Below are 23688 nucleotides of genomic sequence, written 5' to 3'. Positions count from 1 at the left end.
ATTGAAGCTCAAAGGCGATGATGAAGGAATTTGGCGGCGTATTCGCGTTTTTATCTTACCTATGAGGGATTGAAGCAGGGGGTCTACACGTATGGCAACAAACCAAACACTGTTTTTATCTTACCTATGAGGGATTGAAGCTTCCTCCTCCAAATAAAAAAGCACCCGATCACTCGGATGTTTTTATCTTACCTATGAGGGATTGAAGCCGTTCCTTGCTGTTTGACAGTTTTTTTGTATAGAACCGTACATTTGTTCTTGTTTTTATATTCTGCAATCGGGGAATTTTTTGGTTAAAATTATAAAAATTTTCATAATGAAGTCGATAAATAGTATAGGAGTTTATTCCACTTTATTTCTTAAAAAAGAAGGAAGAGTAAAAGATGAAAAAATTTATACTGGCATTCTTTACTTTATGTTTGAGCTTGGTAGTTGTTAATACTACTGAAGCAGCAACTCCAATTGGAGAAAACTCTTCTATTTTTATTGAAAATCTCAAAAAAGAACATCCTGATTGGGTAATAAATCCTGTAACCCAAGAAGAAGTCTCTGAAATTCGTAAAGAGATGGCTACAACAAATTCAATAACAGGATCTGCGCCACCGGTTACAGCATTATATATTGATCAAGTAGGATGGGATCTTGAAACTACAACGCCACAAATCCAATATATTAATAATGAATTAACCTCTGCACCTGTTAGAGGAATCACTGGAGTTGGAGTTGTAGAAATAGGATATGGGCATTGTTTCTAATGGTTAGGTGCAGAACAAATAACTTATAACGATCCAACTTATCTTATAGAAACATCAACTATTGATTTTGAAGGTGATACGATTGTAGATGGTTTTTACCATGTTGTATATTTTGATTCTAATGTGAAAATCCCTAGTGCTTCTTCTGTTGAATATCGTTGTCAATCTACTTCAATGAATTATCCTTGGAATACTATGACCGCTTTTATTAACATTCCACATCAATAAAATAGAAAAGGAGTGAGAATAATGTTGAGTGGATTAAACCAAGAACAGATGGCAAATTTTAATTCTAATCGTCAACTTTGGATGCTTCGATCTCTTTATGGATATAAGGGACATGTATTAGAGGAAAAAGATAATTTGATTATTTTAGATGGCAAAGGTTTTAGAGATATGATGGAAAATGCAACGGAACCCATTAATCCAGATAATGTGATACACATGTCAGCAGAAGAAGAACGTCGACTTCGCAGTAACGGAAACAGTGAACTTCTTATTCAAGCATTAAAAAGAGCTGGTGAATTAGGAATACTAGATCCAAATGGGCATCAAAAATCACCTGTTGTACAACGAATTAATCGAAACATCAATCAAAGTTTAGGATATAAAGCTTACGGATTATAATCAAGAAAAACTGGAAAAGGCGTTCATTTCGTCATGCATGAACGCCTTCTTTTTTTATTGTTTTTTCAATAATCAGGGGTTGTATCTTACCTATCGAGGAGGTGATTCCATGTTCGTGTCGGCCGACTGCGTTGTCCCTTGTGTTCCAATCCGGTTCAGCCTGACGAAAAAGTATTTCTCGACATCATCAACACCGTCATCCATCAGAAATGCTACTATCAATCCTCTCGTCCTCGTTGGAAGGGGGCTTTCTCTGTTATTTTGTTCACTTCTTGTTCTCTATTGTTGATAAAGATAATCTTTTTTTTGAAGAAATGACCGTTTTGAGATGGATCATATTGGTGATTATAGCGCTCTGGCTTATCTTAATTCCAATCAAATACAAGATGAATTTCAAGGGAGATAAATGATGGAATGTTCAAAAATCGAAAAGAAGTCGAGGGCTTCATAAAAAGTGAAGTCCTCGGAGTTGCTGAAACTTTGGAAATATTGGGTGTGACTTATCAACGTTTAAGCCAACTTATAGAATCAGGAAGAATCGTTCCGAAGAAGATAAGTTATTTTTCGGAGTGATATTGGACAACTTGAAAAGGAATTGAAAGAACTTCGGAAAAAATACCGCCCCTATAATTAAGTAGTTTGTTGAATCTGCCTTCCCTGCTTGGTGTGGGGGTTATTTTTTAATCAAGTGTTCTATATAAGGTAATGTGTAGGTAAAAAGAGATGAGAGGGGGTTAGTAATGAGGAAGGTCATTTCAAAAGTAAATATCGATCCCAAAGAAATTGAAAGCAGAATTTCGGAAGCGTTCAAACAAATGAGAGGTAAAACAACTTTAAAAGTCATCACATAACGCTTGCAGCAATCAGACACCTTAGAGAAAGAGGATTTAGACTTTGTTTTTCTGGCATGGCCGCTGATTCTTTAAGCTATGGAGAACGGCCCAAAGTAGTTTCCTGAATTTATATCCTTCTTCATGCGAATTAGTCAAATTTTAATGGTAAAATATCACTACTAAACTGTAAGATAAGGAGGATTTCATTGTTTAGGGATATAAAGATAAAAGTGGTATCAGGTATACTAACTTCAATTAATTCAGGCTCTTTATATTATGTAATTGAGTCCAAAGGTGTAACGGTATCAAAGGAATTAAATATTTTAGAAGGACTATTAAAAGTTCTTGTCAGTTCCCTGCTCTATTCTATAGTGTACATACTTCCGTTAGTTGTTTTATTCGGTATACCGCTCTCTTTATTTATAGACTATGCATTACAAAGAACAAATCAAGCTTGCTATATCATTTGTCCTCCATGCCATCGTCTATTTTATTATCGTAATCATATATTGGGGAATCAGGTTTGGGGTAGATAAAATAATGGATATGAGGGATTCAGAAATCGTCTATAATTTATTTTTGTTTGTGTATACTCCGTGTGTTTTTTGGATTATAACATACGTAATAAAAAATTTTCGAGTTCAATGACGCTGTGAGGAAGAAGGGAGAAAAGCATAGGCAAAAAGTGTATAGGGTATATAGTTGAACCAGAGGGTGTGAGGGAAGAAAGGGGCATAGCCCCAATCCGCCCGATAATTGTCCGATTTTAGTTAATAAATGTCGATTCATTTTGAAGTGTTATTTTTTAAAATCGTTGATATAATGCGATTATCACTCTAATTTGAATTTGCTTTACTGCTATAACTTATATTCCGCACAGAGGTCCATCCGTGGGAACGCGATCAATACATGATCCTTTATTAATCCCTCCAATCCCTCGATCCTCTACGCGTTGAGGGGTTTTTATATTGTGGATAAAAGCAATCAATTTAATCATTGATAAAGAGCGCCCACAAAAATTGATGATACATATAAATGCTTTTTCGTTGTTTTTTGTCGTGTAAGTGCTACCTAATCAGTGAGTAGGTTGTCTGAATTGCGTCACCCGTTTGGGGGGCGTTTTTTCTTTTACTAAATGAACCAAATAGCAGAATCAGAATACAATAATTGTATCAATAGGAGTTGGATTAGATAGCAAATGAATAAGCAGTGGAAGGAAATAGTCGGATATTCTCTTTCGGCAATCGGGACTATACAAGCAGCCATCGGCAATACTCCTCAATTTCATTTGAACAAAAATCTAGGTTATCAATTGCGGCTAGTAGGTAATGTGTTACAGGCTTTAGGAAGTGCATTATCTGCTGACGGACAAGGTACGGCTTCGTTTGAAAAAATGGGGAATGAAATCCAAGCCACAGGGAACTCAACCGTTATTACAGGAATGCTGGTGGGTGACGCTTGGGGTGAAAAAATCGAACAAAAGCTTATGATTACTGGGCTGTGGATGCAAGCATTAGGGAGTTTCGTAGGTCTTTCTGATGAATTTTTTGATCGTACAGAAGACGGGAGATTAGAGAATATCTCTGGAAGTCTGTTGCAAGGCATCGGGAATTCCTTGCAGGCCATAAGTGGCATTCAGTCATTGAATGAAAATAACTCAGAGTCAGACCTGATTGGAGTTGCAGGAAGTTGGATACAAGCTACAGGTTCTGTTCTATCCCTTATTGGACAAATCCAGGAGGAATCTGAGGAAATACATCTTAACATTAATGAATAAGATTTTTTAGTTGTAATTTTATATGTTAGGCATCCAAATAATTGGATGCTTTTTATTTTATTCATTGGGGTGATGACTATGAAGTTTGATGATTGTTTACGAAATCAAATGAACTTATCATTCGATTTCTCAAGCGATACAGCTGTAAAACATCGTCATTGCGACATTCAATATACTTTAAGAATGAAGCTATCGACTGGCTAATCAATAGCTTTGTGTACGTCATTGTGAAAATGATTGGCAACGGCTGACGGTGCTTTTCACCATTTCCAAAGACACTCCATGAGATTCAGCTTTGGAGAAGAAGGTGCTTTTCTTAATGCACAGCAAAACATCATAGGAAGAAAATTACACAGATAGTACGATCATAAAAAATAATGAATATTCGGATAAAACACTAAAAAATGAGCGCGGAATATGAGATAATAAAAAAAAGGAGGTTGATTTATATGAAAAAGATACCTCTTAGAGTTTTGTTTATAACAATCGTTTTGTTTTTTGTTAGTGGTGGACTTAGTGGTGCGGTAGTCTACCATATGAGCGATGCAGCGGAAGCAGCGAAAAAAGAGTACCAGCAAGAAATCAATCAATACTTGTCAGAAAAAGACATGAAAATAAAAAATGATCTATCCAATGTAACACAGTCTGAAATCCAGCGATTGCAAGATGAAACTAAAAAATACTTAAATGAAAAGCTCAATCAAGATTATCAACAGTCTTTAAATCAAAAAACAGAAGAAATTAAAAAAGTTACCGATCAGAAGATAGAAGAGATAAAAAACTACATTGATCAATTACTTAAAAATCAATGATGGTAAAATAAGAAATGAAACAAAACAATAGAATAATAATAGGACATTCTACTGAAAAAAAGCGATGATGATTCATAGACTTGATTTCGGTCTGTAGTTTTCATCCTGTCGGCAAAGCACGATATAAATAAAACTTAACGATTGAACCAATAGTATCTGTACCACGGTTAGAAGGCAAGTCCACAGGCTTGCCTTCTCTTTCTTCTCGTCATGTATCCGCGCGATGAAGGTCTGAACAAACTCTATTTTATGGTTCTGTGTTCTTGGGTTCAGGCCTTTGTCGCTCCATCTCAGTCATGTTTTTCGGTTTTCTGGATACAGCTATAAGAGAAATAATAAATCCGATTCCTAAGATAGCAGATAGTGTCCATGCGAAAAATTCAATAGATAACATGGCCTGATGCCCTCCTTTTTTGATGTTATGTAAATGATATGCAGAGATATGGATTCGCATGATTATGGTGATGAGGAATCAAAAAAGAACAAGAAAAAGAAATGCTTTCCTTGAATTTAGATTATTAGCCATATACCCTAAGGGAATAGTCTCATTTAAAGAGAAAAACTAGGAAAGAAGTTCGATGAGGTTTAAAGGAATTACGATTCATCCTGTATATAAGTGCTGAATGGTTTCGGCATTGGGTCCATTTGCGAATGATCGAAATCCAACGAAAAGATGGAATAGACGCCCCATTCAAAAGCAGAATTTGTTTTTCGCCGGTTCGAGACAAGTCCGTGACTTGCCTCGGTCATAGCAGCTGTAGTCTCTACAGTTACAACGTTAGTCACTATCATTTTATCTGTCAAGAACGATACGGATTATGATGTAGAGAAATGATTTGCTGTTCGTTCCTGTCTTTATGCAGCATCCGTCTTAAAATGGGCAAAAATGTACCGCTCAAATGAATTGCACAAAATGATGTCGCTTCCATCCATATAGACAAATAAGAGAACCTAGCGGATTTTAACAATGATCGAATAATGATCGCTACTTAAAACAAGGGTAGATAAGGTGAATTTCACTTTATCTACCCTTGTTTGTTATTGAATCATGCGATATACGCCGATCACTTTCCCGAGAATCGTAACATCGTTGACGATAATAGGCTCCATATGAGGGTTTTCTGGCTGTAGGCGAATGTGGCCTTGTTCTTTAAAAAAGCGCTTGACGGTTGCTTCGTTTTCTTCCGTCATAGCAACGACAATATCTCCGTTATTAGCTGACTGCTGCTGACGAACAATGACAAAATCTCCGTCTAAAATGCCTGCCTCAATCATACTATCGCCCATTATTTCAAGCATAAAAACATGGTCCTCTGCAGAAACGAAGCGTTCTGGGAGCGGAAAATAGTCCTCCACATTTTCGATAGCGGTTATTGGTTGCCCTGCCGTTACCTTTCCGATGACCGGAACATTGATCACATTGCTCGGCCGCATGAATGAGGCAAAATCCGGATCTAATATTTCAATCGCGCGAGGTTTAGTTGGATCACGGCGGATGTATCCTTTGCTTTCAAGCCGAGCTAAATGTCCATGCACCGTTGAGCTAGAGGCAAGTCCAACCGCTTCGCCAATCTCACGAACGGAAGGAGGATACCCTTTAGTTTTTACTTCTTTTTTGATGAAATCGAGAATTTGCTGTTGGCGTTTCGACAGTTTGGTCATGTTTCACACCTCTTACCCATCGTTTTTTTTATTATAACACGAGGAGAACAAAAAAACAAACATAAGTTCGAGAAAATGGTTGACGCAAACGAATGTTCTTAATATAATAGGTAAAAAAGCGAACAAACATTCTAAGAGGTGGGAGAAGATGAAAGTTACTCATTATCTCGTGTTTTCATGCTTGGTGTTTATGCTACTATCGGGTTTCGTGTATGCGAGCCATCCGATTCAAAAGGAGAAATATTTAAAAATTACGGTAGAATCCGGAGATACGCTTTGGGGAATAGCCAATGAATACAGATCTTCACATCAGCTTTCAACGAAAGAATTTATTGAATGGGTAATGAATGTAAACCATTTGCCAAATGAAAAAATTGCTGCGGGTGAAAAGCTAGTGATTCCCGTGTTAAAATCAAAGGCAGAAAAGAAGCTAGTCGTCAGTAAATAATAATGGAGATGATGGAATGAAAGCGATTATTTATTGTCGGGTGAGCACAAACAAAGAGGAACAAGAAACATCACTGCAACGGCAGAAGGAGGAGCTTGAGCAGCTCGCCGAAACATATCGTTTTCAAGTCGTTAAGGTCATTGAAGAGCGGGCAAGCGGTTATGAGATTGAGCGAGACGGGATACTGGAGCTTTTAGAAGCGCTGAAAGAGGATAAAATCGAAGCCGTTCTCATCCAAGATGAAACGAGGCTTGGACGAGGAAATGCAAGAATTGCCTTATTGCATTGTATTCAAAAAGAAGGAGCCAAGCTGTATACGGTGTGCCATCATGGAGAACTACAGCTATCAGAAGCTGATTCCATGGTACTAAGTATCCTCAGCATCGTAGAGGAGTATCAGCGCAAAATACATAACTTAAAAATCAAGCGCGGGATGCAAAAAGCCGTTGAACGTGGATATCGGCCAGAACGAAATTTGAAAAATATAGGTGAACATGCCGGAAGAGATCGCCTTGAGCTACCAATTGAAGAGATTATCCGTCTGCGCAGGAACGGACTGACCTTTGCTGAAATTGCGGCGACTTTGCGCGGATTTGGATATGATGTGTCGAAAGCGACTGTCCATCGCCGCTATCAGGAATATGAGCGGAAAAGTCAGTCAACATAGTTGTCAAGGATCCATTTCTCTAGTAAGATGGGGGCATAATATTTTTCGAAATAGGTGGAATGAAACGATGATCTCAAAACAAAAAATCGCTCGCATTAATGAATTAGCGAAAAAGGCAAAGACAAGCGGGTTGACAGAAGCGGAGAAAAAAGAGCAAGAGCAGCTTCGCAAGGAGTATCTTCAAGCATTTCGCCAAGCGGTAACGGATACTCTGCATTCTGTAAAAATTATTGATCCAAATGGAAAAGATGTGACGCCCAAAAAATTGAAGGAAAGTCAAAAAAATCGGTTGCATTAAGAGAAGGAAGCATTCTCATCAGTCAAAGATTCTTGATTTTTTGAAGAAACGTTGTACATTTTTTCTTACTTTCTATATGATAGAAATGGATAAAACGCTACGAAACGAAAGGATGAGCAAAAAATGGCACAAACGATTGATCAATTGGCCATCACGACAATCCGAACGTTGTCGATTGATGCAATTGAAAAAGCGAATTCCGGGCATCCAGGCATGCCGATGGGCGCTGCGCCGATGGCCTATACGCTTTGGACCAAATTCATGAATCATAATCCAAGCAATCCAAAATGGTTTAACCGCGACCGTTTTGTGCTATCTGCGGGTCATGGCTCTATGCTTTTATATAGCTTGCTTCATTTAAGTGGCTATGACGTATCAATGGAAGATATCAAACAGTTTCGCCAATGGGGGAGCAAAACACCCGGACATCCAGAGTACGGTCATACACCTGGAGTAGAAGCAACAACAGGTCCGCTTGGTCAAGGGATTGCGATGGCTGTCGGTATGGCAATGGCAGAACGTCATTTAGCGACTACATACAATCGAGATCATTTTGAGATTATTAACCATTACACATATGCCATTTGCGGCGATGGAGACTTGATGGAAGGGGTTGCCTCTGAAGCAGCTTCATTAGCTGGTCATTTGAAACTTGGCCGTCTCATCGTTCTTTATGATTCGAATGACATTTCGCTCGATGGAGAGCTGCAGCTTTCCTTCTCGGAAAATGTCGCACAGCGCTTTGAGGCATATGGATGGCAATATTTGCGCGTTGAGGATGGAAACGATATCGAGGAAGTGGCGAAAGCACTTGAAGCAGCAAGAGCAGATGTCAATCGCCCAACGCTCATTGAAGTGAAAACGACAATCGGCTATGGATCGCCAAATAAGGCGGGCACTTCTGATGTTCACGGCGCTCCGCTTGGCGCAGATGAGCTAAAACTAACAAAAGAGGCTTATAAATGGACGTTTGCCGAAGATTTTTATGTACCGGAAGAAGTATATGCCCACTTCCGTCAAGTTGTTCAAGAAGCGGGAGCACAAAAAGAAGCGGAGTGGAATGAATTGCTTGCCGCTTACCAAAAAGCGTATCCAGATTTAGCGAACCAATTGAAGCTGGCGATCGATGAGCAGCTCCCTGAAGGATGGGAAGAGCAGCTGCCTGTTTACCCAGAAGGCAAGAACATAGCTACACGCGCATCCTCAGGAGAGGTGTTAAATGCGATTGCGAAAGCTGTTCCACAGTTTATTGGCGGTTCTGCGGATCTTGCGGGATCGAATAAAACGCTGATTAAAGGAACAGGCAACTTTATGCCGGAAAGCTATGAAGGGCGAAACATTTGGTTCGGGGTTCGTGAATTTGCCATGGGAGCGGCATTGAATGGAATGGCGCTTCATGGGGGAGTAAAAGTATTTGGCGGTACATTCTTTGTGTTTTCTGATTATTTGCGTCCAGCTATCCGTCTTGCTGCATTAATGGGCTTACCAGTCACCTATGTGTTTACGCACGACAGTATTGCGGTCGGTGAAGACGGACCGACTCATGAGCCGATTGAGCAGCTTCCTTCATTGCGGGCAATGCCGAATTTATCGTTAATTCGCCCAGCAGATGCGAACGAAACCGCGGCCGCCTGGCGCTTAGCACTGGAATCAACGGATCGCCCAACAGCGCTTGTGTTGACAAGACAAAACCTCCCGACGCTTGCAACCACGGCAGAGCGCGCATATGAAGGGGTGAAAAAAGGTGCATATGTCGTATCAGAAGCAACGAATGGAGAACCGCAGGCCTTGTTGCTTGCTTCCGGTTCAGAAGTGAGTTTAGCTGTTGAAGCGCAAAAAGCGTTGGCTTCTGAGGGTATTTATGTTTCGGTTATTAGCATGCCATCTTGGGATCGTTTTGAACAGCAGCCGGAAGAATATAAAGAGCAAGTTTTGCCGTCTGCTTTGAAAAAGCGTCTAGCGATTGAAATGGCGGCTTCATTCGGGTGGGAGCGCTATACGGGAGATGAAGGAGACATTTTAGCAATCGATCGCTTCGGCGCTTCTGCTCCAGGCGAACAGATTATGAAAGAGTATGGGTTCACAGTGGAGCATGTAATCGAGCGCGTGAAGAAGCTTTTGCATCCATAATGAAGTAAGGTGAAAAAGCTGCCTTTTATTAGCGAAAGGTAGCTTTTTCTTTTGTTTCGACAAAAATAGTGAAGAATTTTTGCGCCAATAGACACGTTTCTCTCTTCTGTTTTTCTATAATAGGTAAAAAGAAGAAAAGAATGGAGGACGAAATGTGACGCGCTATTGGATTTATTTGTTTCGAGACGATGTAGTGAAAGATTACTATCATCGTCCAGAAAAAATCGTCGAGCTGCTTCGGGAATATCAAAAGGCCCCTTTTAAAAGTGTTTGCCATAAACAAGTTGAATTTATTACAGAACGCATTTCGTTTTCACGTGTAGAGTTAGGAATAAAAGAGCATTTTTCTGGACAAGTTGAGAGAAACTTGGAACGAAATATGCTAATGTTTAAACATGATCAAACGAATGAAGAGGCACTTGTCATTGTCCAAAAGCGCCGCTTACTCCTCATTAGCGATTGCTATGATTTAACCAATCGTATTTTCCAGTCATTAGCTATGATATCATCCGCTTTTCTAGCGATTGACAGCGAGTTTAGCCACTATCAATGGCTCAAAGCAGAATTAGAAAACAGAAAATTTGCCTAAAAGATGGAAATAAAAATAATGATTTGGGATAGCGTGTCTATGTGAAAAAAGGGCGTTGGATCTTGGGAGAAAAAATCACATGGACTGGCAATAGGAAGGCAAGTCTTTGGACTTGCTTTTCGTTCGTATTCGCGTGATCGAGCGTCGTCCACTTGTGGACCAATGTTGATGCACCAGCAGTGATTCATTTAGCCTTCGATCCATTTACCAATGATAGAGATTCAGTGAAAAGATGGAACATATATAGTCAAAAGCAGATTCCCATTTTTTCGACGGTAGGAGATAAGTTGGTGACTTATATCGATCACGCTCCAGCGTGAAAAAATTGGAAGATTCACTCAGTTCGATCAAGATCGTCTTCTTGATCTGCTCTTCTGTAGCAAACTGTATTTATTGTTCTTTCTGATCGACGGAATTGTGCGTGAATAAAAGATTTTTAAGGGAAAATATTGTATAATAGCTCATTGTTTAGTACACTGTTAGATAGACAACATGAAGGAGGAAAAAGCAGTATGTGGACAACGATTCTCGTTGGCATTCTAGCGCTTATCGCTGGAACAGCGCTAGGATTTTTCATTGCCCGTAAAACGATGATGAACTATTTAAAGAAAAACCCGCCAATTAATGAGCAAATGATTCGAATGATGATGATGCAGATGGGAATGACACCGTCGCAAAAGAAAATCAACCAAATGATGAAAGCGATGAACAACCAGCTTAAATAAACATGGGACAGGCACTCCGCGGAGTGTCTTTTTATTTGCGCTAAACGGTGTAAAAGCTAACAAAGCAGGAGTTAGATCGAATGAGCTTTTAAGAAGGGGAGACGCCTGAACGTCGTTAGTAGCGCAGCGAACGAAAGCTTGTCTATACAAGTGGTCCGTTACTCTGCAACAAACGGAATGTTTCATAGTGAGAAAACGCCTCATCGTTTTTTTTACTGAGAAGAGAGGCGTTTCTGTTTCTTGTATACGTATTCATTATATTGGTTCAAAAGCAAGTCCAATTCTTGGCTGATTTGAATGGTAATCGCTGCGTTTAATCCACTTTTGGCAACCATTTCAATCAGTTCATTTCTTTTCTTTTCAATGAGCCGAAGCATCTCTTGTTTTGACACGGGAGAACAAGTCCTTTCTGTTGTACAAAGTTATATAGGTATTGTATACTATTCTGGCAATTAATTCAAAAGAAAAAAGTCGGTTTTTTTTAAATTCATACATCACCATTAAGATTTATTTTTTGGTAAAATTAAAGAAAAAATAGAACTTGTGGGGTTGAAATTGATGACAGACGTAAATCTTTTTTTAGCGTTTGGAGCAGGATTTTTATCGTTCATTTCTCCATGCTGTCTGCCGTTATATCCGGCATTTTTATCTTATATTACCGGCATTTCGGTCGCGGAACTGCAAGCGGAGAATGCGATGCTGCAAAAGAGGAGCTTGTTGCATACGCTGTTTTTTTTGCTTGGTTTTTCTCTTATTTTTGTTTCCATTGGATTTGGCACTTCACTAATTGGCGAACTGTTTAAACAATATCAAGATTTTATTCGGCAAGTCGGCGCCATTTTAATTATTTTCTTTGGATTTGTGATCATCGGTGTATTTAAGCCAGGCTTTTTGATGAGAGATCATCGCATTTCCTTTCGCAATCGTCCGTCAGGGTATGCGGGATCGATATTGATTGGCATGGCTTTCGCAGCAGGGTGGTCGCCGTGCACAGGCCCGATTTTAATGTCAGTGATTGCTTTAGCAGCGACAAATCCAGGATCAGGAGTGGTTTATATGACAGCTTATTCTCTAGGCTTTGCCGTTCCGTTTTTTCTTTTATCGTTTTTTATTGGGAAAATGCAATGGATTCGCCGCTATCATATGAAAATTATGAAAGCAGGCGGATATGTGATGATTATAATGGGGATTTTGCTGTTTTTTGACTGGATGACGAAAATCATTATCTACACGACCAGTATTTTTGGAGGTTTTACGGGATTTTAGCGCTATCGAAAAGGAGTCTCCCATTTCTAAACAAAGCGTAGGTGATGGGATGTTTTCTGTCAAAAGGAATCATAGATTGTCACTATATTTAAGTTGAAATTCTTCCGCAAATTCGTTACATTGTTGCATAGGATTATTGTCGACCCATGATCGCGCATATTATTTTTCTGGCTAATAGGGGGATTATTATGGCAAAAGTGTTGATTGTCGATGATGCGAAATTTATGAGAATGACATTGTCAAATATTTTAAAAAAAGCGAATTGTGAAGTAGTAGGAGAAGGAGAAAACGGAAAAGAAGCGATCGAGCTGTATCAAGCATTAAAGCCAGACATCGTAACGTTAGATATTACAATGCCTGTAATGAATGGCATTGAAGCGATCAAAACGATCAAACAAATAGACCCGAAAGCGAAAGTTATTATGTGTTCGGCGATGGGACAGCAAAAAATGGTGGTTGAAGCAATCGAGGCAGGAGCGATCGATTTTATTGTGAAGCCGTTTGATGAAAGCCGTGTGATGGAAGCGATTGCCCGTGCTTTAATGTAAAATAGGTGGATTTTGGAAATTTAAAGTGTGTAAATAGACACCTAAATAATGGAACGTAGGCTGTGTGTTGATTTAAAGCATATTGCTGCGTGTTCAGTAGTGATGACGGTGACACTAATTTTAGAGCGGCTTCTGGGCATGCTCTATTTGCGTGTTTTTGTTGCTGCTGAATCTTCTTGCTTATAGAAGTCTATAATGAAATAAAGGAAAGCAGTAAAATCTTATAGCAAAGGATGATTTGCTTGGCAATTTTAAGCACAATTATCGCGATTATAATGGCGCTACTCATTTTGTTTGTTCGTATGAAGGCATCGAAAAAACCGACAAATGCCAAAAAAATTATTCTACCGCCGCTTTTTATGAGCACCGGCTCGCTCATGTTTTTAGATCCACTGTTTCGCGTGACAAAAGGGGAACTGATGGAAGCCATTGTTTTAGGTGCCTGTTTCTCGGTTTTTTTAATTAAAACATCCAAGTTCGAAATTCGCGATCACCATATTTACTTAAAGCGGTCCAAGTCATTTGTTTGGATTTTAGTTGGTCTTATTATCATTCGTCTTGGTTTAAAGGTCTATTTAGGCAGAACGATTGATTATCATCAGCTGAGCGGCATGTTTTATTTATTGGCATTTGCGATGATCGTTCCGTGGCGAGCGGCGATGTATGTTTCTTATAAACGTCTAGAGAAGCAATTAAACAATAATCCGACTCTTTGGTCGACACAATAAAAAAGATGGGGACTCCCCATCTTTTTTGTTGTGTCGGATTTACTCAAGTAAATGAGCATATGGCGCCAAATCGATTTGCTTTTCGTTTAAAGCTTTGACTAAAAATTTATGATCACGTTTTGGTGTAGCGATAATGTAACCGCGGATAACAAGATCTTTTGTAATGCGTGAAGCTTGCTCTTGAAGTGCTAATTCGCCGATTTTACCTGCGATTTTCTGGCGAGCGACATCGCGAAATAACTCGGGAACGGGCTTCACTAAGTCCTCAAGCAGCGCTTTTTCTTCCTCTCCCCACAAATGCCGGGTCTGCTCAATGTAGTATTCCTGCCAATCGAGCTCTGATTTTCCGTCTGCTTTTGGCAGGCGCTTTAAAAATTTACGGAACATAAAAAAGCCGCCAATCGACATCATCGTAAGCAAAAAGACCACCCAGAATAAAATAAACCAAAGAAACCAGCCTGTTAGCATGTTTTCACCTCAATACAGCCTTCATGATCTATCAAACATTATCTCTAAAAGAAGAATATTTGGCAAGAACGCTGTTATAAGCGCTGTTACGAAACTGTAATACAACTGTAAAAAAATAAGCTCGTCCTTTATATATCAACAGATGGAGAACATTTCATGAGCTGGAATGGAAACGTCGCCCAGTGTCAGCACACTTGAAACATGCTAATCTAGTAAATGCGAACGGGAAAACCAAAAAGCGACTATGAGGAGGCCATCATGATTAAAAGGATTTTAGCAATACTCGCAGTAGTTGGCTGTATGGTTGTAGCGTTTACGCCACATAAAAGTAGTGCAGCAACCACATATACATACTATAAAGTGCAAAAAGGAGATTCGTTTTATAAAATCGCTCAAAAATACAAAACGAGTGTTTCAACGTTAAAGACGCTAAATAAAAAAACAACAGACCGCATTTTGGTCGGAGAAACATTGAAAGTGCCTGTCATAGCAACAGCGAAAAAAACGACAACCGCTTCGTCAGCAGCGAAATGGAAAATTACCGCAGAGGAAAGAACGCTTTTAGCGCAACTTGTTCAAGCGGAAACAGGATCTAGTGAACCGTTCGCAGGAAAAGTAGAGGTTGCGCTTGTGATTCTGAACCGGGTCAAAGATCCGGCGTTTCCTAACACGATAAAGGGCGTGATTTATCAAAAAACGAAAACAGGCTATGCGTTTGTTCCTGTCAAAACAGGAAAGCTGACAAAAATCCGTCCAACAAAACAAGACTACGATGCGGTGGATCGCGCGGTAGCATTATTCCCAAGCGATCGGCGCCATTCGTTGTATTTTTATAATCCGGCTATTACAAAAGACCGCTGGATGCTTTCAAGGCCTGTTACCATCCGGATCGGTCATCACGTATTTGCAAGATAAGCCAAAAATATTGATAGAAGAAGGCCTCTTTCAGCTGGTTGAGTTTGTTAACAGGCTGAAAAGAGGCCTTTGTTCATGATGCAAACATGCTTTCAGCTTTATCGATATCAAAGTAATAAATGAACCTATATAAATCCCATTTCAACTTTCGACATATGAACTTGTGCGATACGTTAGGGGCTTTTTTAAATCTATCCGCAATGCGCTCCAAAAAGATAGATTCCCAGAAGTAGAACTGACTAACAATCATATTTTCTTTTATATGTTCACACACATTTTAACAAAGTGAATGGCGATTATTATTTGTAAACCAAATAAATAAAAAAATCTAAAAGCTATTAAAAACGATAGCTTTTAGATTTTTGGGAGGGGAAGCCTTGGGCAGTTGCCCCTTTTTTCTGTCTATTTTGTTGCATTACATATCATGTCCAGCGTTATGCTTTTGCCGCGTATGATTGCGGTTTTTGACTTTTTTGGAGCCGTCCAGCGGTTTGGGTTGTCCCGACTGTTCGTTATTGCGGCCGTTTTTTGCTGTGTCTTTGCTCATAAAAATAACCTCCTTTTATTGATTAGGATAACAGGGTTTTTTTTATTTATTCACCGTATAAATTTTTGAATATTTGACACGATATAAATGTGCAATGCAGTGGAAGGAGGAAGAACATGCCGTATCATAAAGATAAACAACAAGCGTTTCAAGCCGCTGAACAAGGGACGATGGAAGCGAAGGAATGGTATGACCATTTAGTTCGCGATCAGGCCGATTACGGAAGCCAGTTAAAGCATTTAAAGCAGGAAGTCAATGAAGCATTTGAACAAATCAATCATGCAATGGAAGTCGCTTCAGAAACGCAGCGAATGCGTCTTGAACAATTTCGTACGGATTTGCAAACGATTGTAGACGAGGTAAACGAGATTCAATAAAAGGGAATGTGCACCGCAGCATTCCCTTTTATTCTGCTGCTCACTCCGCAGCGGCGAAGAAGGGTTATTGATTCTTTTTTCTCTTTTTATTGTTTTGGCGTTCTGCTTCCGTTAATGGTTCATTGGCAAATTCCTCTTCGTAGCCAGCTCCCATTCCTTGCGCCTTTGCTGCGTTCATGTCCGGAATGACATGATGGGCCTTCCGCTTTCCCATTCTCCTTTCACCTCCCTACTATAGTTTGCGAAGGAGAGGGAAATTTATTCTCTGAAAAGGAGAAACGAGGGAATAATTATTTACAATTCATAGTGCTTATAATAAGATAAAAGCGTACCAATTTTACGGGTTTTGGGAGAATTCGTACTATTTTTTCGACATTTATGTGAAAAAATAGTATAGTATTGATTGAGGGGGTAATACATATGGCAAAACAAGATGTATTTCAAGCCCGCACTTCATTTGAGGTAAACGGTAAAAAATATAACTACTATCGTTTACAAGCGCTTGAAGAAGCGGGAATCGGCAACATCTCCCGTTTACCTTATTCCATCAAAGTTTTATTAGAATCAGTGCTTCGGCAAGTAGACGGGCGTGTCATTACAAAAGAGCATGTGGAAAATTTAGCAAAATGGGGAACGGACGAATTAAAGGAGATCGATGTCCCGTTTAAGCCGTCTCGTGTTATTTTGCAAGACTTTACTGGTGTTCCTGCTGTTGTTGATTTGGCATCTATGCGCAAAGCGATGGCGGATATCGGCGGAGATCCATATGAAATCAATCCTGAAATTCCGGTGGATCTTGTGATCGACCACTCTGTTCAAGTGGACAGAGCAGGCAGTGATGATGCTCTTCAATACAATATGAATCTAGAATTTGAACGAAACGCTGAGCGCTATAAATTTTTAAAATGGGCTCAAAAGGCGTTTAATAACTATCGTGCGGTGCCACCAGCAACAGGAATCGTTCACCAAGTGAACTTAGAATATTTGGCGAACGTCGTTCATGCAGTAGAAGGGGAAAACGGCGAATATGAAGCATTTCCTGATACGCTTGTTGGAACTGACTCCCATACAACGATGATTAACGGTATCGGTGTCCTTGGATGGGGCGTCGGCGGAATTGAAGCGGAAGCGGGAATGCTTGGACAGCCTTCTTATTTCCCTGTTCCTGAGGTTATCGGCGTTCGTTTGACAGGAAAATTACCAAATGGGACAACAGCTACGGATCTTGCTTTAAAAGTAACACAAGTGCTTCGTAAAAAAGGCGTAGTCGGCAAATTTGTGGAATTTTTCGGTCCTGGTGTGGCTACTCTGCCTCTCGCTGACCGTGCGACCATTGCGAATATGGCGCCAGAGTATGGAGCGACATGCGGCTTTTTCCCTGTAGATGCGGAAGCGCTTGATTATTTGCGGTTAACAGGACGAGATGAGCATCATATTCAAGTGGTGGAAGCGTATTGTAAAGCAAACGGTCTCTTCTATACACCAGATGCAGAAGAACCGACATTCACAGATGTGGTTGAACTCAACCTATCTGAAATTGAAGCCAATCTTTCCGGACCAAAGCGTCCACAAGATTTGATTCCGCTTTCTAAAATGCAAAGCTCGTTCCGTGAAGCAGTAAAAGCTCCGCAAGGAAACCAAGGCTTTGGATTAACAGAGGCAGATCTTGAGAAAGAAATAACGGTCGCATTAAACGGCGAAGAAGTTAAAATGAAAACAGGTGCGATCGTCATCGCTGCGATTACAAGCTGTACGAATACGTCAAACCCGTATGTGTTAGTTGGTGCCGGATTAGTAGCGAAAAAAGCAGTTGAAAAAGGAATGACGGTTCCGAAATATGTCAAAACATCGTTAGCTCCTGGTTCGAAGGTTGTTACTGGATACTTAAAAGATTCTGGTTTGCTTCCATACCTTGAGCAACTTGGTTTTAATATTGTTGGATACGGTTGTACAACGTGTATCGGTAACTCTGGTCCGCTAGCTCCAGAGCTTGAGAAAGCTATTGCGGAAAATGATTTGTTAGTGACAAGCGTTCTTTCCGGAAACCGTAACTTTGAAGGCCGGATTCATCCGCTTGTTAAAGGGAATTATCTAGCATCTCCTCCGCTTGTAGTAGCTTATGCGCTAGCAGGTACAGTTGATATCGATCTTCTTAACGATCCAATTGGCAAGGATAAAGATGGAAACGATGTGTACTTTAGCGATATTTGGCCAACAACGGAAGAAATAAAAGAAGTAGTGAAGCAAACCGTAACACCAGAATTGTTCCGCAAGGAGTATGAGCGTGTGTTCGATGATAATCAACGCTGGAATGAAATCGAGACAACGGATGAACCGCTCTATCAATGGGACGAGGATTCCACATATATTCAAAATCCTCCGTTCTTTGAAGGGTTGTCTCCAGACGTTCGCCAAGTACAACCGCTCACAGGCTTGCGCGTAGTTGGCAAGTTTGGCGATTCTGTCACAACTGACCATATTTCTCCGGCCGGATCGATCGGCAAAAACACTCCAGCAGGCCAGTATCTGATTTCTAAAGGCGTCGAGCCGAAAGATTTCAATTCTTACGGTTCACGGCGCGGTAACCATGAGGTGATGATGCGCGGTACGTTTGCGAATATTCGCATCCGCAACCAGATTGCTCCTGGTACAGAAGGGGGCTACACAACATATTGGCCAACTGGTGAAGTCATGTCAATTTACGATGCCTGCATGAAATATAAACAAGACGGCACGGGTCTTGTTGTTATTGCTGGTAAAGATTACGGAATGGGAAGCTCTCGTGACTGGGCGGCGAAAGGTACATTCTTGTTAGGAATTAAAACGGTGATTGCTGAAAGCTTTGAGCGCATTCATCGCTCCAACCTCGTCCTCATGGGAGTATTGCCGCTTCAATTTAAAGAGGGAGAAAATGCTGAAACATTGGGGCTTACCGGAAAAGAAACATTTGAAATTCACATTGATGAAAATGTGAAACCGCGTGATTATGTAAAAGTAACTGCGACAGATGAAGCTGGAAACAAGAAGGAATTCGAAGTGCTTGTGCGCTTTGACAGCGAAGTGGAAATCGACTACTATCGCCATGGCGGAATCTTGCAAATGGTCTTGCGTGAAAAATTGCATAAATAATAAGAGAATGGCTGGAGACAAAGTCGAATGGACTTTGTCTCCAGCCATTTTACGCATCCCTTCCATCTCAAGCTTTTAATGCGCTATTTTGTATTGCTTCGTATTGCTGCGTTTTCAAGTTCACTCTTTGGATCTGGAGAAAATGTGGCATCTTGCCCGTATCCTTGGGGATTTACGCCAGGAGCCTTTGTCCCGCGGTTTGTTCCTTCGTTTTTCGCCATTTTCCGTCACCTCCGCGGATAGTGTTGCCTAGTTATGAAAAAAATATGTTTAGGACACATGAAAGGGGAAAAAAGATGAATCAAGCATTAAAGACTGCTTTGTCAGCAATCGCTTTTGCCCAATTCCTAAAAATTCCGCTAAAAAAAAGAGAGACTGGACAGTGGGATTGGAAGTATTTTTTTGAGACAGGGGGAATGCCCAGCTCTCATTCTGCCGGTGTTACTTCGCTTGCTACATTTATTGCATTAAAAAAAGGAATGCGAACCATTGATTTTGCTTTGGCTGCGTTGTTTGGTCTTATTGTCATGTATGATGCTCAGGGCGTGCGGCGGCAGGCGGGGGAGCTAGCGATTCGGTTGAATGATTTGGCCGAGGAAGTCATGCGGCTTGAACAAAGCCCAAAGCAAAAATGGTATGAGCAGAAAAAAGAATGGATCCGCGAGCGTCTTGGGCATCAGCCAGTCGAAGTGATGGCTGGCGCTTTGCTTGGAATAGCCACAGGCTGTTTTTCATATCAACGAACAAATAAAAAATAAGCTAGCCATAATGAGCAAAATGAGTTAAGATGAAAGCGAATCTACCATAGGGAGATCCGCGTATGAGAAAGCAAACAATCGAACAATATTTTCTTTTTTTAGAGAGCAAGGGCTTCCGTTTCCATGAAGATGTTTTTCGTTTTGTTCAGTTCGGAAAGCAATATGTGCAAGCAAGTGATGAACTAACCATTATGGCTCTAGAGTGGACGCTAAAAATTCAAAAGCAGTTTGACGGCAGCTTTTTTCTTTCGCTGCTTGAAGAGTTTTGCCAACAGAGGCTGGAAACGCGCCAGCAGGTACAGTTATTCATGAAAGAAAAAGGATTGATTGACTAAAAAAATCCTCGAAGGTTAGGTTCGAGGATTTCCTTGTGTAAGCGTTCGTTTGGAGAACCATGAAAAAATCGGAATTTCTGACACGATCATACCGCACAAAATGCCAATGCATCCGATGATAGAAGAAACGGAAAGCCGTTCTCCTGCCCCAATATAGGCGGTTACAGCGGCGAATACGGGCTCCATTGCAAAGATAAGCGCTACACGGGCAGCTGTTGTGTATTTTTGAAAGTTGGTCTGAATGAGGAAAGCAGCAGCTGTGGCGAACAGCGATGTAATCAGCAGAGCTGTCCATACTTGCCGCTTCGCTAAAATAGCGCCATTCCACATATTGGGGGCATCTTCAAACAAAAAGGCGCCAATGGAGCACATGACAGCGACAGTAAAAATTTGCATAATCGTCAGCAAAAGCGTTGGATAATGCGCGGAGTATTTTCCTGTGATAATAATATGCATGGCGAATGAAACAGCGCAAAAGAAAACGAACACATCGCCCTGATTAATCGACAATTCGGCTCGTTCCATCGTTAAAAAATATAAGCCGAATGCAGCGATAATCGAGCCAAATACGGCATTAGCGGTTGGCTTTTGTTTTAAAAAAAAGAAAGAGAATAGCGGCACTAATACAACGCTAAGACCGGTAATAAAACCGGCCTTTGAAGATGTTGTATATAAGAGCCCTATTGTCTGCAACGCATAACCGCTAAACAGCCACAGCCCCATCCAAAATCCGGCATATAAAAGCGAGCGATTAAAATGTTGTAACGAAGATCGTTGAAATAGAAGCAGCCAAATGAGCAAACAAATGCCTGCGATCCAAAAGCGTACAGCGTTAAAGGAAAGCGGTTCAAGAAAGGAGATCGCATTTTGAACAACAACAAATGTCGCTCCCCATATAAACGTAACAGCCAGTAGGCTAGCATCGGCGATCCATTGCTTTTTCAATGTTTCTCCCCCTTAACTAGGATTTATTTTTATGAATTGCTTGTCGAGCCAGTTCATCAGCGACATGATTGTCCTTGCTCGGAATCCATTTTAAAAAAAATAAATCCAATTTTTTCGTTAATAGGAGGGCTTGCTGTAAAAGCGGGGCGTATTGCCGATTTTTTATATATTCCTTCTCGACTGCATCATCAATGAGCTGAGAGTCTGTGCGAAAGGAAACGACGCGATAACCTTTTTCCACACAAATTTCAAGTGCTTTAATGAAAGAATAGAGCTCTGCCTCGTGATTTGACATGATACCAAGCGGAATCGAATATTGTTCTACTGTTCCATTTCCTTTAATGAAAATTCCGGCACCTGAAGGCCCAGGATTGCCGGCGCTTGCTCCATCAATATATACTTCAATCAAGTGTTCATCCCTCCGTCGTGTGAAATAGCCTCGCTAAATACAGGTCGGTGCGCGGCATCATCCATGAGAAGTCGCATATGCCGCAAGCTGGTTTTTAGCTTACCGAAGCCGAAAAATAGCCATCTAGCTAAATAGAGGCAGCCTTTTCTTCTGTATTCACCAAAATATCGATTTCTTAACCTGAACTTATATCGGTTACGAGTGAAGCGCATATGAAGAACTATTGCTACTTTATCATCATTTTTAGGAAATTTCTATCTTTTTTTGTTAACCATAAGCAGTTATTTCGTACGTTTGTTTGATATATAATAAAAGAAGAACAATGGCGGAAGGATGACAAAAATGGATGTAATCATTCAATGGACATATATAACTCCTAAAAAACAAGAAATTATATTAACTTCGGAGCTTCTTGAAGCGGAGAAGGCGTTATGGATGGCGGAGGATTTTGAGAAAACGGGACGTGTGAAGGACTTAGTGTTTATTGATCGGCAAAATACGTCATGGACGAAAAAAGAGCTCGTTAAGCTATTGCAAGAAGTGGAAAGCGAACCTCATGATATTATTGCTTATTTTGATGGGGGCTTTGATAACGAAACATCAGAAGCGGGAATCGGGGCGGTGATCTATTACCATCAAAATCATCAGCCATATCGATTTCGTATGAATCGCCGTCTTTATGAATTAAAATCAAATAACGAGGCGGAATACGCTGCTTTTTGGTCGGTTGTACAAACTCTTGAAGAAATGGGAGTCCATCATTTGCCGGTTGTCTTCCGCGGCGATTCTCATGTTGTGCTGAATCAGCTGTCTGGTGCATGGCCTTGCTTTGAAAAGGACTATAGTGCGTGGCTTGACCGAATTGAAGCCAAACTGAAGGAGCTCGGTATTCATCCGATTTATGAACCAATTTCCCGAAAGCAAAATAAGGAAGCGGATCAGCTGGCGCGTCAGGCGCTTGAAGGAAAAATAATTGAAAGCACAATTGAACTTACAAAGAAAGGAACTAATGCAGATGAATAGGGAGAAAAAATTAGCGAAACGAAAAGAGATACTGGCGAAACTAAACGATCTTCATTCTACATATTGTGATGGCTGTTTTATAAAAAACACACTGCGTAAGGAAGAAGGAAAAAGATCAGCGCAGTCTTTTTGTATTACCTGTTGTACGGTGGGAGAGCAAATTAAGCAATATGGGGAGATGCTGCTCACGGTTTCCTCAAGCTCTTATCAGGAGAGATAGGCGTTACCCTTTTAGAGATTATCTTAGTTCGATGCTTGTATTTAAAGGGTGAATTCGCTGGAAAGAAAGCAATGAAAAAGGAAATGGCCGAGATAACAAGATATCATGCACTGCAGCTTGATGATGACAGAGCGAACAGTTGTTTGAATCATGGGCAGCGCAGGATCGGACATTCTTTTTCAGCTTGATCTGTTCATATGAACGAATCACCTGTTGTCTGCGTTGGTAGCAGCAAAAAAGGGCTAACCTACCGCTGTTAGGTCAGCCCTTGGCTTTCGCTTTCGTCTTACTTCTATGTCAACGAGCGCTTGATTATAATTTTACAACGTTAGCTGCTTGAGGTCCGCGGTTTCCTTGTACGATTTCAAAGGAAACTTCTTGGCCTTCTTCTAATGTTTTGTAGCCGTCACCTTGGATTGCTGTGAAGTGAACGAATACATCAGCTCCACCTTCCACTTCAATGAACCCATAACCCTTTTCATTGTTGAACCATTTTACTTTACCGTTTTGCATAATACTTAATTCCTCCTAATACCTTTAGCACCTATGGCTAATTAAAAAATTTTATCAAATAACGGAATATACTCCACAGCGGTCTAAGGTGAACGTGCGTGCTGCTTGGGTTGAAATATATTCTGTTAAATGATGTTTTTACTATACACTAATGCAACGTCATCGTCAAGGAAAAGAGAGTGAA

29 protein-coding genes are annotated in these 23688 nt (G+C 40.5%); 20 read left to right on the top strand and 9 right to left on the bottom strand.

The window, feature by feature from the left end; translation table 11 throughout:
* Positions 1 to 383: 383 nt before the first annotated feature.
* From GFC28_RS05315 to GFC28_RS05295, 4 genes are all read left to right on the top strand, one after another.
* Entirely contained in the window at positions 384 to 755 is a 372-nt protein-coding gene (locus tag GFC28_RS05315) for a hypothetical protein (RefSeq protein WP_044745283.1), read from the top strand.
* A 249-nt stretch (positions 756 to 1004) separates the two neighbouring features.
* Entirely contained in the window at positions 1005 to 1382 is a 378-nt protein-coding gene (locus GFC28_RS05310; RefSeq protein ID WP_044745282.1) for a hypothetical protein, read from the top strand.
* A 2031-nt stretch (positions 1383 to 3413) separates the two neighbouring features.
* Positions 3414 to 3992, top strand: coding sequence for a DUF6944 family repetitive protein (locus tag GFC28_RS05300; RefSeq protein ID WP_044745281.1), 579 nt, complete (start codon positions 3414 to 3416; stop codon positions 3990 to 3992).
* 449 nt (positions 3993 to 4441) lie between these two features.
* On the top strand, positions 4442 to 4804 hold the full coding sequence (locus GFC28_RS05295; protein WP_044745280.1) for an NAD(P)/FAD-dependent oxidoreductase: 363 nt from the start codon (positions 4442 to 4444) through the stop codon (positions 4802 to 4804).
* A 1038-nt stretch (positions 4805 to 5842) separates the two neighbouring features.
* On the opposite strand, the gene lexA is transcribed toward GFC28_RS05295, so the two are convergent.
* Entirely contained in the window at positions 5843 to 6466 is a 624-nt protein-coding gene (gene lexA, locus GFC28_RS05290) for a transcriptional repressor LexA (protein ID WP_044745279.1), read from the bottom strand.
* Between the two features lie 148 nt (positions 6467 to 6614).
* On the opposite strand from lexA, the gene yneA reads away from it, so the two are divergent.
* The 6 genes from yneA (at position 6615) to GFC28_RS05260 (ending at position 11323) form a co-directional block, all read left to right on the top strand.
* Positions 6615 to 6914 carry a cell division suppressor protein YneA gene (yneA, locus tag GFC28_RS05285; protein ID WP_044745278.1) on the top strand — a complete coding sequence of 100 codons (300 nt, stop codon included), beginning with the start codon at positions 6615 to 6617 and terminating at the stop codon, positions 6912 to 6914.
* 16 nt (positions 6915 to 6930) lie between these two features.
* Entirely contained in the window at positions 6931 to 7581 is a 651-nt protein-coding gene (locus tag GFC28_RS05280) for a YneB family resolvase-like protein (protein ID WP_044745277.1), read from the top strand.
* A gap of 67 nt (positions 7582 to 7648) precedes the next feature.
* Positions 7649 to 7879, top strand: a complete 231-nt coding sequence (locus GFC28_RS05275) for a DUF896 domain-containing protein (RefSeq protein ID WP_044745276.1) — start codon at positions 7649 to 7651, stop codon at positions 7877 to 7879.
* Positions 7880 to 8002: 123 nt separating this feature from the next.
* Complete coding sequence (tkt, locus tag GFC28_RS05270; protein WP_044745275.1) at positions 8003 to 10009, top strand: transketolase; 2007 nt, start codon at positions 8003 to 8005, stop codon at positions 10007 to 10009.
* A gap of 154 nt (positions 10010 to 10163) precedes the next feature.
* The gene (gene sirA, locus GFC28_RS05265; RefSeq protein WP_044745274.1) at positions 10164 to 10598 is read left to right on the top strand and encodes a sporulation inhibitor of replication protein SirA; all 435 of its coding nucleotides are present in this window, start codon (positions 10164 to 10166) and stop codon (positions 10596 to 10598) included.
* A gap of 512 nt (positions 10599 to 11110) precedes the next feature.
* Positions 11111 to 11323: a YneF family protein gene (locus tag GFC28_RS05260; protein WP_044745273.1), complete on the top strand. Its 213-nt coding sequence runs from the start codon at positions 11111 to 11113 to the stop codon at positions 11321 to 11323.
* A 212-nt stretch (positions 11324 to 11535) separates the two neighbouring features.
* Here the strand turns inward: GFC28_RS05260 and GFC28_RS05255 are convergent, their stop codons facing one another.
* The gene (locus GFC28_RS05255; RefSeq protein WP_044745272.1) at positions 11536 to 11715 is read right to left on the bottom strand and encodes an aspartyl-phosphate phosphatase Spo0E family protein; all 180 of its coding nucleotides are present in this window, start codon (positions 11713 to 11715) and stop codon (positions 11536 to 11538) included.
* A gap of 166 nt (positions 11716 to 11881) precedes the next feature.
* Between GFC28_RS05255 and GFC28_RS05250 the strand changes: the two genes are divergently transcribed.
* The 3 genes from GFC28_RS05250 to GFC28_RS05240 all read left to right on the top strand — a co-directional run bounded on the left by GFC28_RS05250 (position 11882) and on the right by GFC28_RS05240 (position 13865).
* Entirely contained in the window at positions 11882 to 12589 is a 708-nt protein-coding gene (locus tag GFC28_RS05250; protein ID WP_044745271.1) for a cytochrome c biogenesis CcdA family protein, read from the top strand.
* A gap of 188 nt (positions 12590 to 12777) precedes the next feature.
* Entirely contained in the window at positions 12778 to 13137 is a 360-nt protein-coding gene (locus GFC28_RS05245; protein ID WP_044745270.1) for a response regulator, read from the top strand.
* A gap of 233 nt (positions 13138 to 13370) precedes the next feature.
* Positions 13371 to 13865, top strand: coding sequence for a CcdC family protein (locus GFC28_RS05240; RefSeq protein ID WP_369815497.1), 495 nt, complete (start codon positions 13371 to 13373; stop codon positions 13863 to 13865).
* Between the two features lie 39 nt (positions 13866 to 13904).
* Here GFC28_RS05240 and GFC28_RS05235 read toward each other — a convergent pair whose 3' ends face one another.
* Positions 13905 to 14333, bottom strand: a complete 429-nt coding sequence (locus tag GFC28_RS05235) for a DUF2621 domain-containing protein (protein WP_044745268.1) — start codon at positions 14331 to 14333, stop codon at positions 13905 to 13907.
* Positions 14334 to 14591: 258 nt separating this feature from the next.
* Between GFC28_RS05235 and GFC28_RS05230 the strand changes: the two genes are divergently transcribed.
* Complete coding sequence (locus GFC28_RS05230) at positions 14592 to 15248, top strand: cell wall hydrolase (RefSeq protein WP_044745267.1); 657 nt, start codon at positions 14592 to 14594, stop codon at positions 15246 to 15248.
* Between the two features lie 415 nt (positions 15249 to 15663).
* Here GFC28_RS05230 and GFC28_RS05225 read toward each other — a convergent pair whose 3' ends face one another.
* A complete protein-coding gene (locus GFC28_RS05225; protein ID WP_063504932.1) occupies positions 15664 to 15795 on the bottom strand; it encodes a small acid-soluble spore protein P in 132 nt (43 codons plus the stop codon).
* Between the two features lie 116 nt (positions 15796 to 15911).
* Here GFC28_RS05225 and GFC28_RS05220 point away from each other — a divergent pair, with 116 nt between their 5' ends.
* Entirely contained in the window at positions 15912 to 16172 is a 261-nt protein-coding gene (locus tag GFC28_RS05220; protein ID WP_044745266.1) for a hypothetical protein, read from the top strand.
* A 64-nt stretch (positions 16173 to 16236) separates the two neighbouring features.
* Here GFC28_RS05220 and sspO read toward each other — a convergent pair whose 3' ends face one another.
* The gene (gene sspO / locus GFC28_RS05215; RefSeq protein ID WP_044745265.1) at positions 16237 to 16386 is read right to left on the bottom strand and encodes a small acid-soluble spore protein SspO; all 150 of its coding nucleotides are present in this window, start codon (positions 16384 to 16386) and stop codon (positions 16237 to 16239) included.
* A 206-nt stretch (positions 16387 to 16592) separates the two neighbouring features.
* Here sspO and acnA point away from each other — a divergent pair, with 206 nt between their 5' ends.
* Positions 16593 to 19301, top strand: a complete 2709-nt coding sequence (gene acnA / locus GFC28_RS05210) for an aconitate hydratase AcnA (RefSeq protein ID WP_044745264.1) — start codon at positions 16593 to 16595, stop codon at positions 19299 to 19301.
* An 83-nt stretch (positions 19302 to 19384) separates the two neighbouring features.
* Here acnA and sspL read toward each other — a convergent pair whose 3' ends face one another.
* Positions 19385 to 19522, bottom strand: coding sequence for a small, acid-soluble spore protein L (gene sspL / locus GFC28_RS05205; protein ID WP_066329402.1), 138 nt, complete (start codon positions 19520 to 19522; stop codon positions 19385 to 19387).
* Between the two features lie 75 nt (positions 19523 to 19597).
* Here sspL and GFC28_RS05200 point away from each other — a divergent pair, with 75 nt between their 5' ends.
* Complete coding sequence (locus tag GFC28_RS05200; RefSeq protein WP_044745262.1) at positions 19598 to 20059, top strand: divergent PAP2 family protein; 462 nt, start codon at positions 19598 to 19600, stop codon at positions 20057 to 20059.
* Between the two features lie 62 nt (positions 20060 to 20121).
* Positions 20122 to 20394, top strand: a complete 273-nt coding sequence (locus tag GFC28_RS05195; RefSeq protein ID WP_044745261.1) for a DUF6123 family protein — start codon at positions 20122 to 20124, stop codon at positions 20392 to 20394.
* 15 nt (positions 20395 to 20409) lie between these two features.
* On the opposite strand, the gene GFC28_RS05190 is transcribed toward GFC28_RS05195, so the two are convergent.
* Positions 20410 to 21339, bottom strand: a complete 930-nt coding sequence (locus GFC28_RS05190) for a DMT family transporter (protein WP_044745260.1) — start codon at positions 21337 to 21339, stop codon at positions 20410 to 20412.
* Between the two features lie 16 nt (positions 21340 to 21355).
* Positions 21356 to 21748 (bottom strand): RNase H family protein, encoded by a 393-nt coding sequence (locus tag GFC28_RS05185; protein WP_044745259.1) that lies wholly within the window; start codon positions 21746 to 21748, stop codon positions 21356 to 21358.
* Positions 21749 to 22090: 342 nt separating this feature from the next.
* On the opposite strand from GFC28_RS05185, the gene GFC28_RS05180 reads away from it, so the two are divergent.
* Positions 22091 to 22771, top strand: coding sequence for a ribonuclease H family protein (locus GFC28_RS05180; RefSeq protein WP_044745258.1), 681 nt, complete (start codon positions 22091 to 22093; stop codon positions 22769 to 22771).
* Entirely contained in the window at positions 22764 to 22991 is a 228-nt protein-coding gene (locus GFC28_RS05175) for a zinc-finger domain-containing protein (RefSeq protein ID WP_044745257.1), read from the top strand. The genes GFC28_RS05180 and GFC28_RS05175 overlap by 8 nt, the downstream gene beginning before the upstream one ends.
* Positions 22992 to 23303: 312 nt before the next feature.
* Here GFC28_RS05175 and cspD read toward each other — a convergent pair whose 3' ends face one another.
* Entirely contained in the window at positions 23304 to 23504 is a 201-nt protein-coding gene (cspD, locus tag GFC28_RS05170) for a cold-shock protein CspD (RefSeq protein ID WP_044745256.1), read from the bottom strand.
* Between the last annotated feature and the right edge of the window lie 184 nt (positions 23505 to 23688).

It is taken from the genome of Anoxybacillus sp. B2M1, from assembly GCF_001634265.1.
Taxonomy (GTDB): Bacteria; Bacillota; Bacilli; order Bacillales; family Anoxybacillaceae; genus Anoxybacteroides; species Anoxybacteroides rupiense.
This window is presented reverse-complemented; position numbering and strand designations above follow the sequence as displayed.

Bases quoted from the DNA above. Each gene is read 5' to 3' on its own strand.
- GFC28_RS05315 (WP_044745283.1), top strand. From the start codon at position 384: ATGAAAAAATTTATACTGGCATTCTTTACTTTATGTTTGAGCTTGGTA.
- GFC28_RS05310 (WP_044745282.1), top strand. From the start codon at position 1,005: ATGTTGAGTGGATTAAACCAAGAACAGATGGCAAATTTTAATTCTAAT.
- GFC28_RS05300 (WP_044745281.1), top strand. From the start codon at position 3,414: ATGAATAAGCAGTGGAAGGAAATAGTCGGATATTCTCTTTCGGCAATC.
- GFC28_RS05295 (WP_044745280.1), top strand. From the start codon at position 4,442: ATGAAAAAGATACCTCTTAGAGTTTTGTTTATAACAATCGTTTTGTTT.
- lexA (WP_044745279.1), bottom strand. From the start codon at position 6,466: ATGACCAAACTGTCGAAACGCCAACAGCAAATTCTCGATTTCATCAAA.
- yneA (WP_044745278.1), top strand. From the start codon at position 6,615: ATGAAAGTTACTCATTATCTCGTGTTTTCATGCTTGGTGTTTATGCTA.
- GFC28_RS05280 (WP_044745277.1), top strand. From the start codon at position 6,931: ATGAAAGCGATTATTTATTGTCGGGTGAGCACAAACAAAGAGGAACAA.
- GFC28_RS05275 (WP_044745276.1), top strand. From the start codon at position 7,649: ATGATCTCAAAACAAAAAATCGCTCGCATTAATGAATTAGCGAAAAAG.
- tkt (WP_044745275.1), top strand. From the start codon at position 8,003: ATGGCACAAACGATTGATCAATTGGCCATCACGACAATCCGAACGTTG.
- GFC28_RS05260 (WP_044745273.1), top strand. From the start codon at position 11,111: ATGTGGACAACGATTCTCGTTGGCATTCTAGCGCTTATCGCTGGAACA.
- GFC28_RS05250 (WP_044745271.1), top strand. From the start codon at position 11,882: ATGACAGACGTAAATCTTTTTTTAGCGTTTGGAGCAGGATTTTTATCG.
- GFC28_RS05245 (WP_044745270.1), top strand. From the start codon at position 12,778: ATGGCAAAAGTGTTGATTGTCGATGATGCGAAATTTATGAGAATGACA.
- GFC28_RS05240 (WP_369815497.1), top strand. From the start codon at position 13,371: ATGATTTGCTTGGCAATTTTAAGCACAATTATCGCGATTATAATGGCG.
- GFC28_RS05235 (WP_044745268.1), bottom strand. From the start codon at position 14,333: ATGCTAACAGGCTGGTTTCTTTGGTTTATTTTATTCTGGGTGGTCTTT.
- GFC28_RS05230 (WP_044745267.1), top strand. From the start codon at position 14,592: ATGATTAAAAGGATTTTAGCAATACTCGCAGTAGTTGGCTGTATGGTT.
- GFC28_RS05225 (WP_063504932.1), bottom strand. From the start codon at position 15,795: ATGAGCAAAGACACAGCAAAAAACGGCCGCAATAACGAACAGTCGGGA.
- GFC28_RS05220 (WP_044745266.1), top strand. From the start codon at position 15,912: ATGCCGTATCATAAAGATAAACAACAAGCGTTTCAAGCCGCTGAACAA.
- sspO (WP_044745265.1), bottom strand. From the start codon at position 16,386: ATGGGAAAGCGGAAGGCCCATCATGTCATTCCGGACATGAACGCAGCA.
- acnA (WP_044745264.1), top strand. From the start codon at position 16,593: ATGGCAAAACAAGATGTATTTCAAGCCCGCACTTCATTTGAGGTAAAC.
- sspL (WP_066329402.1), bottom strand. From the start codon at position 19,522: ATGGCGAAAAACGAAGGAACAAACCGCGGGACAAAGGCTCCTGGCGTA.
- GFC28_RS05200 (WP_044745262.1), top strand. From the start codon at position 19,598: ATGAATCAAGCATTAAAGACTGCTTTGTCAGCAATCGCTTTTGCCCAA.
- GFC28_RS05195 (WP_044745261.1), top strand. From the start codon at position 20,122: ATGAGAAAGCAAACAATCGAACAATATTTTCTTTTTTTAGAGAGCAAG.
- GFC28_RS05180 (WP_044745258.1), top strand. From the start codon at position 22,091: ATGGATGTAATCATTCAATGGACATATATAACTCCTAAAAAACAAGAA.
- GFC28_RS05175 (WP_044745257.1), top strand. From the start codon at position 22,764: ATGAATAGGGAGAAAAAATTAGCGAAACGAAAAGAGATACTGGCGAAA.
- cspD (WP_044745256.1), bottom strand. From the start codon at position 23,504: ATGCAAAACGGTAAAGTAAAATGGTTCAACAATGAAAAGGGTTATGGG.